The 12569-nt window shown below is 60.4% G+C and carries 10 protein-coding genes; 2 read left to right on the forward strand and 8 right to left on the reverse strand.

The window, feature by feature from the left end; translation table 11 throughout:
- Positions 1-1146 (forward strand): WD40 repeat domain-containing protein (locus ABX749_RS06815; RefSeq protein ID WP_372895309.1); only part of this gene is annotated, 1146 nt, incomplete at its 5' end.
- A gap of 47 nt (positions 1147-1193) precedes the next feature.
- Here the strand turns inward: ABX749_RS06815 and ABX749_RS06820 are convergent.
- The 5 genes from ABX749_RS06820 to argB form a co-directional block, all read right to left on the reverse strand.
- Positions 1194-1814 (reverse strand): hypothetical protein, encoded by a 621-nt coding sequence (locus ABX749_RS06820; protein ID WP_372895310.1) that lies wholly within the window; start codon positions 1812-1814, stop codon positions 1194-1196.
- Between the two features lie 138 nt (positions 1815-1952).
- Complete coding sequence (locus ABX749_RS06825; protein WP_372895311.1) at positions 1953-2999, reverse strand: L-threonylcarbamoyladenylate synthase; 1047 nt, start codon at positions 2997-2999, stop codon at positions 1953-1955.
- 7 nt (positions 3000-3006) lie between these two features.
- The gene (rph, locus tag ABX749_RS06830) at positions 3007-3702 is read right to left on the reverse strand and encodes a ribonuclease PH (RefSeq protein WP_145221322.1); all 696 of its coding nucleotides are present in this window, start codon (positions 3700-3702) and stop codon (positions 3007-3009) included.
- A gap of 74 nt (positions 3703-3776) precedes the next feature.
- Positions 3777-4712, reverse strand: a complete 936-nt coding sequence (gene argF, locus ABX749_RS06835) for an ornithine carbamoyltransferase (protein WP_372895312.1) — start codon at positions 4710-4712, stop codon at positions 3777-3779.
- A 59-nt stretch (positions 4713-4771) separates the two neighbouring features.
- Positions 4772-5635, reverse strand: a complete 864-nt coding sequence (argB, locus tag ABX749_RS06840; protein WP_145221328.1) for an acetylglutamate kinase — start codon at positions 5633-5635, stop codon at positions 4772-4774.
- Between the two features lie 193 nt (positions 5636-5828).
- On the opposite strand from argB, the gene proC reads away from it, so the two are divergent.
- Positions 5829-6635, forward strand: a complete 807-nt coding sequence (gene proC / locus ABX749_RS06845; protein WP_372895313.1) for a pyrroline-5-carboxylate reductase — start codon at positions 5829-5831, stop codon at positions 6633-6635.
- A 166-nt stretch (positions 6636-6801) separates the two neighbouring features.
- On the opposite strand, the gene odhB is transcribed toward proC, so the two are convergent.
- From odhB to ABX749_RS06860, 3 genes are all read right to left on the reverse strand, one after another.
- The gene (gene odhB, locus ABX749_RS06850; protein ID WP_372895314.1) at positions 6802-8097 is read right to left on the reverse strand and encodes a 2-oxoglutarate dehydrogenase complex dihydrolipoyllysine-residue succinyltransferase; all 1296 of its coding nucleotides are present in this window, start codon (positions 8095-8097) and stop codon (positions 6802-6804) included.
- 112 nt (positions 8098-8209) lie between these two features.
- Positions 8210-11587 (reverse strand): DEAD/DEAH box helicase, encoded by a 3378-nt coding sequence (locus tag ABX749_RS06855; protein ID WP_372895315.1) that lies wholly within the window; start codon positions 11585-11587, stop codon positions 8210-8212.
- A gap of 45 nt (positions 11588-11632) precedes the next feature.
- Positions 11633-12569, reverse strand: a 937-nt coding sequence (locus ABX749_RS06860; protein ID WP_372895316.1) for a hypothetical protein, incomplete at its 5' end; no start/stop codon positions are given.

The following is a 12569-nucleotide window of genomic DNA, read 5'->3' on the forward strand; positions in this document are numbered from 1 at the left end:
GGACAAGTGCCGCTGGGCGTCTCCTATCCGCGTTCCCTCTGCGCCGCGGGGAACGGCATGTGGCTGCGCGCGAGTTTTTCGGACGGCCGGATTCAGTTGATCCAGCTGTCACCGGCCAACGCAGGAGCTTCAGCGACCGGCCGCGTCGTCTCGCAGATTCTCGCACATCGACCGGCACCGGATCATCGTTTGCCGCTGGCGTCGCTGCCCGGTGACACGTTGTTCGTCTCCGGCGGCCAGGACGGAAACATCCATCGCTGGCACCAACATGACCTTCGATCGACGGAGCTTCGCAAACGGCCCGAATCGGTGTTGGCCAGCTATTTGATCCCGGAAACGGGAAGCGTCTATCACGTTCATCACGACCAGCGGCGACCGTTTGCCGTTCATTCAAGCATCTTCTCTCCGTCGATCACCAATGCGATGTTCGCCGCTGCGAACGGACAAACGATCTGGATCGTCGCCGCCGCCGACCAACAACCGGTCGCCGAAATTGCTTCGCCGCTCGACCGACATCGCGATGTCGCATTGTCGGCCGAAGGAGACACACTGGTGGCCGGATCCGAGACGCAGGTGTGCGTCTGGAAATCGAACGACGGTTGGAAGTCACATGAACTGTTGAATCGATTCGAGATCACGCATGACGCACCGCCGGTTCTTTGCGACGGTGGTGAGACACTGGTCATCGATGATGCCGCCGGACATCGAGTCCTGGCAATCGATGTTCAATCCGGACAGCAAACCGAGCTTGCGACCGACGTGACCGTGTCCTTCATTTGCCTCGATGCCGGTGCAACCCGATTGGGCTTGATTGCTGAGAATCGGATCCAAATCGTTGATCGCCAGACCGCAGCGGTGCTGATCGAGACGGATCAGTACTACGGCATCACGCGATTGTGTTTCAGCGACGACGGCACGACTTTACTGGAAGGACGCCGCGACGGTCGTGTCTATGTCTGGCATCTGCCGACGCGCCAACGACTCGGACTGCTCTACGAACCCGAGCATTCCGTCGGCACGTTGCTCCGCTGGCAAGTCGCACAGGAAAGCCGTCGTCTGATGCTGGAGTTCGCCAGCGATTACGGCGGCACCGACCTGCTCCTGTTGCCCGGCCAGATGGACCGGAAAGCACAGACCGACCGGTAAGCGCAGACCGTCCCCTGAGCAACAAGTGATAGGTCGAAACAGACGTTTCAGCGGCGGCGACGCAGCAACATCCCACAGCTGATCAACCCGGCCAAGGCGGCGGAGGCGGGTTCGGGTACGGCACTGATGCGCGCGACCGAAACGTTGTCGATGAATAAACGTGAGGTGCTGCCAACGTTTGCACCCGTCGCGGCATTGAACTGCAGCGTGATCCCCCCGCTGACGTCTGGGCCGGTGACGGGGCTGAAGCTGAAACGTTGGTAATCATTGGTCAACGCGAGCGGTCCGCTGCCAAGAATCGGATTCGCCGATGTCCCGCCGCCGGCGATTTCAGAGAAGAACTCTGCGAAGGCCACTCCGCCACTGGTCTCAGCCCCCTTGGCGTCGAACGAAATTAAGATCGTTTCGCCGGCCGTGACCAGACCAACGCCAAGGTTGGCTTGCTTGACCACCAGAGCTGAACCGGAAACGTCGTTGAACAACTCGCCGGCGAAGCTACCCGTTTTACTGTCGCTGGTGACGGCAAACGTTTGCGCGGGTGAAGCAAAGGATGTCCAGCCGCTGATGTCCCCGGTTTCAAAGTCGCCGTTGACCGTCAGCTCCGCGGCGGCATCGCCGGACGGTACGACGAAAGCTAGGACCAGTCCAAACAGGCAAATCGGTTTCATCGCTGACATCGCATTACTTCGAATTGGGGGACATTGAACCTTGTCACCCTACACGAATCAGCAGAGCTCCACGATTATTCCGCCGAGTTTGTCGAAATTGACACGGCTGCGGTTCACCCCCCCCGCTGAACATCAATCTCAAGCGGAGGCGCGGTCGATGTGATCCATGATCGCGCGACCGATGCCGGACCTGTCACACTGATCGATCACGATCAAGCTGCACTCGGTCGCATCGGCTTGGCGGATCGCGGTGAACAGGTGCTGCGCCACTTCGTTCAGGTCACCGGTTCGGCTGAGTGATCGATACCAACCGAAGCGGGCGGCTTCGCAGTCGGGCAGCGGGGCAAAGACGATTCGGGCGACGCGTGACGGGTCAACCTCTTCGGCCTGCCAGGCAGCGACGACCCGCAACGGCTTCGCCGGCGAGTAGTGTTTTGCCAGCATGCCAGGTGCGGGCATCGCCTCAAGCGGACCGCTTCTCTCTGGGGCGTCGTTACCGACTTTGCTCTCGACGGTGTCATCCTTGCCGGCGCGCTGGGCGAGCTTGACGGACCCGAATGCGTCTTGAAGCTGTTCCACCGAGATGCCTCCCGGTCGCAGCAATTCGACTCCGTCACGCTGCAGCCGAATGATCGTTGACTCCAGTCCACATTCACATTCACCGCCGTCGAGGATCATTGCGACCTTGTCGCCGAGCCCTTGCCGGACGTGTTCGGCGCAGGTCGGGCTGACGTAGTTGGACGGGTTGGCACTGGGTGCGGCGATCGGGAACTCGCACGCGGCCAGCAACGATCGCATCACCGGATGGCTGGGGACACGGACGGCAACGGTCGGCGCTCCGGCGGTGACTTCATCGACCACGTCGGCTGAACGGGGAACCACGACGGTCAACGGCCCGGGCCAAAACGCGGCGGCGCGTTGCCATTGGTCGGCCAGCCATCGGGGATGATCGACGTGAACCCAGCGCCGTGCCGATTCGGGCGAGTCGACGTGGATGATCAAGGGATTGTTGGCCGGGCGGCCTTTGGCCTGAAAGATCTTGTGGACCGCCACCGGATTGGTGGCATCGGCGGCCAAGCCATAAACCGTTTCGGTGGGAACACCGACCAGTTGTCCGTCGGCAAGGAGTCTGGCCGCCTCGGCGATCGAAGCGTTCGATGCGGCTTTGATCTTGGAACTGGACACGTGACGGTCAGCCGATCACATCGCGTTGCAACGTCGTCAGCTCGGCGATTCCCTTGCGGGCCATCGCAAGCATGGCGGCCAATTGGTCGTCGTCAAAGGTTGCTTCTTCGCCGGTGCCTTGGATTTCCACGAACTTGCCGCGACCGGTCATGACGACGTTCATGTCGACGTCGGCGGCGAAATCCAGTTCGTAGTCGAGATCCAGTTTGACGGTGTCCTTGATCACTCCCACACTGATCGCAGCGATGCTATCGCGGAGCGGACCTTCACCGATCTTTGCATCGGGCAATTCATTTTGCACCGCTTTGGCCAGCGCGATGAACCCGCCGGTGATCGATGCGGTTCGCGTGCCGCCGTCGGCTTGCAGGACATCGCAATCGACGACGATGGAGCGTTCACCGAGTGCCTTCAGGTCCACCACGGCACGCAGCGACCGGCCGATCAACCGCTGGATTTCCGTCGTCCGTCCGTCCACCTTGCTGCGTTCGCGTCGCTTCCGCGGCACGGTGCTGCCGGGCAGCATGTTGTATTCGGCGGTGACCCAGCCTTTGCCCTTGCCTTCCATCCACGGCGGAACGCTGGGTTCAACCGATGCGGTGCACAGGACGATCGTGTTGCCGGACTTGTACAGCACGTTGGCGGGATGATGGGCCAGGTAGCCGAGTTGGATCTCGACCGGGCGTAGTTGATCGTCGGGGCGCATGGAGGGGGAGGTGAAGTGGGGTGAGAAAGAGAGGATTTGGTTTCCGGACGTGGCGTATGCTTCCAGCTTGCGACTCAGACCACGTTTTTACCGATCCAATCGCGACCGAGCATCCAGACGAGCAAGCCTTTCTGGGCGTGCATCCGGTTTCCGGCTTGGCGGACGATGTCGCTTTGGTCCCCGTCGATCACTTCGTCGGTGATTTCTTCGCCGCGAACCGCCGGCAAACAATGCAGCACGCGAGCCGACGTGGGCGCCGCCTGCAGCAAGGTCTTGTTGAGCTGGAAATCTTTGAAGGCCTGACGACGGGCGACCATTTCGGCTTCTTGTCCCATGCTGGTCCAGACATCGGTGTAGATCGCGTCGGCCGTCTTCACCGCCGCGGCGGGATCATGCAGGGTTTCGATCTCCGCGTTCGGATAGGCGGCCTGGACCATTGCCATCCAATCCGATTCCATCTCATATCCATCGGGGCAGGCCAACGTGAATCGCATCTTCAGCATCGCGCAGATCAACGTCAGCGACTGAGCGACGTTGTTGCCGTCGCCGACGAACACGAGATGTTTGCCGGCGTAGGATCCGAAGGCTTCTTCGATCGTCAAGATATCCGCCAGCGCCTGGCAGGGATGGCAGCGATCGGTCAATCCGTTGATCACCGGCATCGCGTTGAAGCTAGCCAGCAATTCGACTTGGGCATGTTGTTTGGCGCGACACACGACGGCGTCGACGAATTGGCCGAGCACGTTGGTGAAGTCGGACGGTGATTCACGTTTCCCCCAGCCGACATCGGAACCAAGAAACAGGCTCTCGCCGCCCAGCTGCGCCATCCCGGCCTCGAAACTCACCCGCGTCCGCAAGCTGGGCTTTTCGAACAGCAGCGCGATGACTTGGTTCTTCAAGATGTTGGGCCGATCACCGGCCGCCAACTTTTGCTTGACGACACCGGCGGTCCGCAGAATCAGCTGCAAGTCGTCGGGACTGATGTCGAACAGGGATAAGAAGTGTTGCATGAGAAGAACAGCTCACTTGCCAGCGTGATGAGAAACGTGCAAAGACACGACAAGGTTAGTTACTTGTAGATTTCGGTGCCGACGCCTTCAGAGGTGTAGATTTCCAACAGCAACGAATGTCGCAGCCGGCCGTCGACGATGTGCACCTTGCCGACGCCCCGTCCGAGTGTTTCCAAACAGGCTTCGACTTTGGGAATCATACCCGAGGCGATGTGCCCGGAGTCGATCAACGCGCGGGCTTCGGTTTCACTGAGCGAGTGGATGATCGTGTCGGGATCATCTTTGTCCATGCGAACGCCGTTGACGTCGGAAAGGAAAACCAGCTTTTCGGCGCCGAGTGCCTGTGCGACCGCCATCGCCGCGGTGTCCGCGTTGACGTTGTAACAACGCCCATCTTTGCCTTCACAGAAACTGGGGATGACGGGAACCTGGTCGGTGTACAACAGCCCTTCGATGACGCTGCGGTCGACTTCGGTCACCTGGCCGACGTGCCCCAAGTCTTCACCGCTGTCCAGTTTCAACGGTTCTCCGAACAGCACGTTGGTGCTGTGCACGGACAGATTCATCGCCCGGCCACCGAGCCGCTCGATCTCGTCGGTCAAAAATTGATTGACTTCTCCGGCCAACACCCGCCGCACGACTTCCAAGGTCGCATCGTCGGTGTATCGCCGGCCGTGGATGAATTTCGGCTCCACGTTCGACTCGGCCAGCGCCCGGTTGATCGCTTTTCCCCCGCCGTGAACCACCACGGGTTTCATGCCCACCGTTTCCATGAAGATCACATCCAACAGGATGTGCATCAACGCGTTCTCATCGTCCAGCACGCTGCCGCCGAGCTTGATGACGGTGGTCTTGCCGCGGAATCTGCGAATCCATCCCATCGCTTCGATGAGAGTGTCAGCTTTGGCGATCGCTTCTTGCACGCGGGAGACTCCAAACCGTGAGAAGGTTAAACTGTGCACGTCGAATTGGGCAAAACGAAAAACGGACCATGCTAGGTGCCCGCCCGATGGGGGTCAATTGCGGGCCGGCCCGCTGGGCCCAGGTATCCGAAAAGAACCGCGTTTCCAATGCCTTTCCGCCCCCCTCCGGGGCATATACCGAAAAGAAACCTTGATGAAAAAAGCGACTGTTGTAGTGATCGGCGGCGGACAGATGGGGCGTGCCCTGGTCGGTGGGATGCTGGCATCCGGCTTCGCCACAGCCGAACAAATCACCATCGTGGACCCCAACCCCGACAGCCGCCAGTGGTGGACCAGCCAACACCCGACCGTCGGGTTCGGTGACAGACTCGGTAGCGAAAACGCCCAGGCGGACATTTTTCTGCTGGCGGTCAAACCGCATCTCATCCCGCACGTGGCCGCCGAAATCGCCGGATTGGTGGACCAGACCAAACTGGTCATCTCGATCGCCGCCGGGGTTTCCCTGCAAACCTTGTGCGAGCATGCCGGTCACGAGCGCGTCATCCGCGTGATGCCGAACACCCCCAGCCTGGTCGGCGCCGGGGCGAGCGCGTTTTGCGTCGCGGCCGCCGCGACCGACGACGATTGCCGGTGGATCGAACAAGCCTTGGCCGGCGTCGGAACGGTCGCCCGCGTCGCCGAAGCCCAGATGGATGCGGTCACCGGACTGAGCGGCTCCGGCCCGGCGTACATCTGTTTGGTGATCGAGGCACTTGCCGATGGCGGCGTGCTGGCCGGGCTACCGAGACCGTTGGCGATGACCCTGGCCGCCCAGACCGTGCTGGGGACCGCTAAGATGGTGACCGAAACCGGACGCCACCCGGCAGAACTGAAAGACGCCGTCGCCAGCCCCGGCGGCACGACGATCGCCGCGCTGAAAGTGTTGGAAGAACGGGGACTGCGTGCGGCACTGATCAACGCCGTCGAAACAAGCGCGCGACGCAGCGGGGAGTTGGGTTAGTTTCAGGTTTCAGGTTTCAGGTTTCATTGTTGCCCGATCTTTTCTTGTCACCCATTTTCTTGTCTGGCCATTCTTCGTCCGTCCACCATTTTTCTGCCCTCCATTTTTCTGTCACTTGCCAGTCGCCAACTGACTTGGAACTTGAAACTCGAAACCTGAAACTTTTCTAAAGCTCCAAGAACAATCTCGCCGGATCTTCGATCACTTCCTTGATCGTGCGCAGGAACCCGACGGCTTCGCGGCCGTCGACGATGCGGTGATCGTAGGTCAGCGCGACGTACATCATCGGTCGGATTTCGACTTTGCCATCGATCGCGACGGGCCGGTCCTGGATCGAATGCAATCCCAGGATCCCGCTTTGTGGCGGATTGACGATCGGGGTACTGAGCAGCGACCCATAGATGCCACCGTTGCTGATCGTGAACGTCCCACCGATCAGGTCTTCGGCTTGCAACCTGTTTTCGACCACTTGCTTGGCAAAGTCGGCGATCGTCCATTCGATTTCCGCAAACGACAGACGTTCGGTGTTTCGAACGATGGGCACGACCAGGCCTTTTCCGCCGCCCATGGCGATCCCGAGATCCTGGTAGTTGCGGTAAATAGCGCTGTCATCGCGGATTTCTGCGTTGACGGCGGGAAAGCGTCGCAGCGCTTCGACGCTCGCCTTGGCGAAGAATGACATGAAGCCGAGTTTGACACCGTGCTTTTCCAGAAACGCGTCTTTGTACTTCTTGCGAAGACTCATCACGGGCTGCATGTCGATTTCGTTGAACGTCGTCAACAATGCGGCGGTCTGTTGGGCGCTGACCAGCCGCGATGCGATCGTGCGGCGCAGCATGCTGAGCGGCTTGACCTCTTCGCTGCGATCGGGCGCACCGGTCATCAGTGTGCTGGTCGGCTTGGACGGTGCAGTCACCCCCGTGGAGGCGGCAGGCTTGCCAGCCGATTTTTTGGCGGGCGGTGCTTCGGCTGGCTTGGACGCCTGTTTCGCCCCGCCGGATTCGAGATACCGCTGCACGTCTTCTTTCAACAGTCGGCCGCCGGGGCCGCTGGCGGGAACATCCGAAGCCGACAAACCGTTCTCGTCGAGCAGGCGCTGCGCGGCGGGCATCACAAAACTGGCGGCTGATCCACCCGACCCGGAACCGCCGGCGGAGTCGGCAGGCGCGGCGGTCGAGCCCGAGTCTGGGGACGCCGATGCGTCGGAGTCGGGTTTCGGGGCGACGCGGATCTTCGCGATCAGCTCACCGATCTCGGCAAAATCCCCCTCCTGCTTGGTGATTCCTTCCAAGAATCCGGCCGCCGGGGCGGGCAGCTGAACCGATGCCTTTTCCGTTTCAATCTCCACCAAGTCCTCGCCCGAATCGACCCATTCGCCTTCGGACTTGATCCAAGCCCCCAATTGAACTTCGGTGATGGACTCGCCAACGGTCGGCACTTCAACGTCTACGATTTCGCTCACGGCTTCCGGATGTCCCAATCAAAGATGAAGATCGAATTTTTCCCGTCAAACGCGGGCATCGTCACAGGATAACGGGCAAATGCCAAGGTGTCATCGACGGAAACGGGCCCAATTAGGTTCTCAGCATCCGGATCAGATCGTCGTTGGACAGCTTGGCCGCGGCTTCGGTCCCTTCCATCACCCCGGCGACCAGATCGCGTTTGGATTCGTGCAGCGCCAAGATTTCCTCTTCGATCGTGCCCCGGGCGACGATCCGGTAGACCATCACCGGTTTGTCTTGCCCCATCCGGTGGGCCCGGTCGGTCGCCTGGTCTTCCACGGCCGGATTCCACCAGGGATCCATGTGGATGACATAGTCGGCGGCGGTCAGATTGAGCCCGGTTCCGCCGGCTTTGAGCGAAATCAGGAAAACGTCGGCGGTGCCGGTTTGGAACTCGTCGACGGCCACCTGCCGCGCCTTGGCGGGGGTCGACCCGTCGAGGTACTGGTACGTGAATCCACGCTCATCGAGGGCCTTACGGATCAACGCCAGGTGCTCGGTGAACTGGCTGAAGACGAGCGCCCGGTGGCCTTCTTCGCGGAGGCTGTCCAAGGTTTCACAGAGCTGATCGAGTTTGGCCGACGATTCGGTCCATTGCTTGTTGACCAAACCGGCATGGCAGGCGATTTGCCGCAGCCGGGTCATCAGCGCCAGAATCTTGAAACGTTGGTCCTTGATGTGCGGCAGGGCTTCGAGGGTTTCAATTTCGCCGATCGCCGCCAAGCGGACCTTCTCGTACTCGGCTCGCTCGGCCGGACTCAGATCGACATACAAGTTCATCTCGGTGCGGGGCGGCAATTCGGTCAACACCTCGGACTTGGTTCGGCGGAGCACGAAGGGCTGCAACCGCTCGGCCAGCGCCTTGCGGGCCGACTCGCTAGATTCCTTTTCGATCGGCCCGGCGAATCGTTTGCGGAAATGTTCCCAGCCGCCGAAGACGCCCGGCGAAACGACGTGGAACAGACTCCACAATTCACCGAGATGGTTTTCCACCGGCGTTCCGGTCAGCGCGACCGTCCAATCGGCGTCGATCCCGGCGATCGCCTTACTGGTCTTGCTGCGACTGTTCTTGATCGCCTGGGCTTCGTCCAACACCAGGGTCGACCAAGACACCCCGGCAAGCGCCTCGGCATCGCGCAAGGCCAACCCGTAGCTGCAGATCACCAACGACCGGGGTCCGACCGTGGGCAGAAACTCTCCGCGTTCGGTTTCACGGTACAGGTGGACGTCCAGGTCGGGGGCGAAACGCTCGGCCTCGCGCTGCCAATTGAACCCGACACTGGTCGGCGCGATCACCAGCGCCGGACCGTCGGCGGATCGATCCAGCAAGACGGCCAGCGTTTGAAGTGTCTTGCCCAAACCCATGTCGTCGGCCAAGATGCCGCCGACGCCCCACTCGGCCAACTTGCGCAGCCACTTGTATCCGTCGATCTGGTAGTCCCGCAGATTGGCATCCAAGTTCTGCGGCACGGTCGGATCCAGCTTCTCCGCCTTGGCCAATCGTTTGACGCATTTTTCCCAGGCACGGCTGGCTTTGACGGCGACGTCGGAATCGACCAATTCACGAATCGCCGGGGCCGCGGTCGCATCCAATTTCAGCGTGTTGCGATCATTGTGCGTCGCATCCTGCAAACGCTTCAATCGCTTCCGCAACCCTTCGGAGATTCTGGCCCACTGCCCATCGGCCAGTTTGATGTAATCGCCGATGCCGTCTTGATCATCCGCCGGCAGCCCGTTGATCAACTCGGCCAGCGGCATCGAGTGCTCGCCGAACTTGCATTCGCCTGAGATCCCGAACCAATTGCGTTTGTTCGTGATGTCGACCTTGACGTTGCTGCTGGACAAGTTGCCGAGCACCGTGACCGGTTTTTCGCCGGTGCGATCCCACAGCACTTCGACGTCACTCTCGGGCGACTGCAGGTCCTCGATCAGACGCAGCGCGGCGCCGAAATCATCGATCGTTCCGAACCAATTCTCGCGGTCCACCGACAGACGCCAGCGCTTGAGCAGCCGATCAATTTGCTCCGATTCTCGAGTGACCGAGCGGGCCAGCTGCAACTTCTCGCCGTCGCGTTCGGTGGCTACGACCATCGGTCCCGTCAAGGGTCGCCTGAGCACACCGGCGGCGTCGCGGACGCGGAGCCCGAAATCGAGCCGGCCGTCGGCTCGACTGCGAAGCAGGATCGCCGGACGGGCGTCCGTAAAACGGACCGGCCCCGCCACCGAAGGCGGCAACAGAATGGAAATCTGTTTTTGAAGCTTGGCCAGCGGTTGCAGCAAGTCTTCGCGGCGGTCCAGGGCGACCGGAGGCAGTTGGCAAATCGAACGAATCAACTCGGCTTCGTTTGCCTTCGATTTGCCGACCAAGATTTCGTCGGCGTCCAGGTCGATGCGCAGAAAGGTTTCACCGGAGGCGATCACTCTGGGATAGATCTTCGATCCGTCTTGATTCGAAAACAGGACACGGTAGTTGTCCTTTGAGATCCCGACGGCGAGATAGTTGGGATAGTCCCGGACGCTGATCGGTTCGGAATCCCAAGTGACGTTGTTCTGCCCGACCAGTTGCTCGATCGCTTCGACCGCGTCCAACTGGTAGCCGGAGTCGCCGTAGTAATGACGGCCGACACGCTCGATCTTGGCGACCACCGCAAGATCGGCATCGGTCAGCGGGAGCGAACGATCGGTGATCAAGTTGTCCAGACGGATCTTCTTGCCTTTGGTGAATCCATCGCCACGTTTCTTTTTTTGCTGAAGCAGCGGTTGGACCGATAAATACCCTCCGCTGCTCTGCGTAAAGTTCCAAATGATCCGCTGCGTCACAATCGCAGCCAGCGGCGGCAACAGATCGTCATCTTCGTCGGCGACATCGGAAAACAGGTCGTGTTGCTCGGTCGTGATCCGATTCAGCTCGGCGATCGCGATCGTCGAGGGGTCGGCCACATAGGCGTCGCGCGGCGGCTCACCCGACTCCATCTCGCCTTGAGCGATCCGCGACCGCAAGGGCTGGTTGTGCTGCAATTGCTCGAGCGCGTGCAACACAAATTGATAGCAGTGCACGCAAGGTTCAATTCCGCCCGATTCGGCGCAGTCACACCCCGCCGGCGATGATTCCACATCCACGCTCAAGTAGACGTTGTGGTGGATACCCTTGCTTGACCAAGAACCCTGCATCTCGCCGCAGCGATAAATCCTTTCGATGTGGATTTTTGCCGGGATCGATCGATCGGCCCGCTGACGAGCATGAGCGGACCTGATCTGAGGGGGAAAGCTCTCCAACAGCTCTCGCAACGCGAAGAACCAGGATTGGACGTCCTGGCAGTCAAAGCGGGGCTCATCGAACCAGTCGTCGCCATCATCGAGCAATGACTGCAGCCCGATCAGACCATTTTTGTTCTTTGCCTGCGAAAGGACTTTGCGAAGCTTTTGCAATTGGATTTTCGATCGCGACACCGGGAACTCCGTTTCACAAGTCTGTGTGGTCAACAGACAATCAATCTACCGTCCGCCACCGTTTTCGACGAGTTGGTTTTCCGACTCGTCCGCCAAATCCTGCTTGACACGCAACGGCACCGCGATTTTCCGCAGCCGAAACTCGCGAAACAGCGAAATTAAATTGATCGCCAACACCCCCGATCCGACCACCAGGATCAACATCGCGACTTCAGCCGGCAGCCCCCGCGTGCTGAACGCTTCGTCCCACGTCCACCCCCAATTGCTCGCGTGCAGCGCGGAGTAGCTAAACGAGACGCGGCCTTGGATGGCCACATCGATGATCGCCGGCACGATCACGCCCAAGAAATATGCAACGATCGCCGCAATCAGGGGGGCGACAAAGGAGGGCCCGAACCGCTTCAGAAACGGCATCGACAGCAAGCGAATGATCCCCAGATATCCCAGCAGATAGCCGATCATCATCGCCGCAAAGATCGGCGGAGGAGTGTCCACACTCGTTCCCTGGACGACGCCCGTCTGGACGCCAAATACACCCACCCCGGCCAACACCAACAGCCCCGCCACGCTCGTGCCGACGACAAACATGAAACCGGTCCCCGGCCCGGGCATCCACCACGTGAACAACATGCGGGTCCCGTAAGTGGCCGGCAATCCGCGTCGCACGCGGGGGCTCAACTCCGACGCTTCGCCGCACATGAACATCCCCACCAACAACCAATAGATCCCTAGGTACAGCAGCCCCTCATTGATCCATTCGAAATCACCGGTCACCCAGGCGGCGTAGGCGATCGTCACCACCCAGATCGCCTGCTGGAAAAACAGAATCACACGCAATCGGGTCGAGCGATTCTCGGTAACCGGAGCGATACGGGCCGCCGCCGCGGCCACGAACAAAACAACGAACGATGCCGCAACGGTGAACGAAGCGAGAAATCCGAACCAAGTCCCACTCCATTGCTCGGGCAACACCATCGAGAAA

The sequence above is a fragment of the Stieleria sp. genome, assembly GCF_041595215.1.
In the GTDB taxonomy this organism is placed as follows: Bacteria; Planctomycetota; Planctomycetia; order Pirellulales; family Pirellulaceae; genus Stieleria; species Stieleria magnilauensis.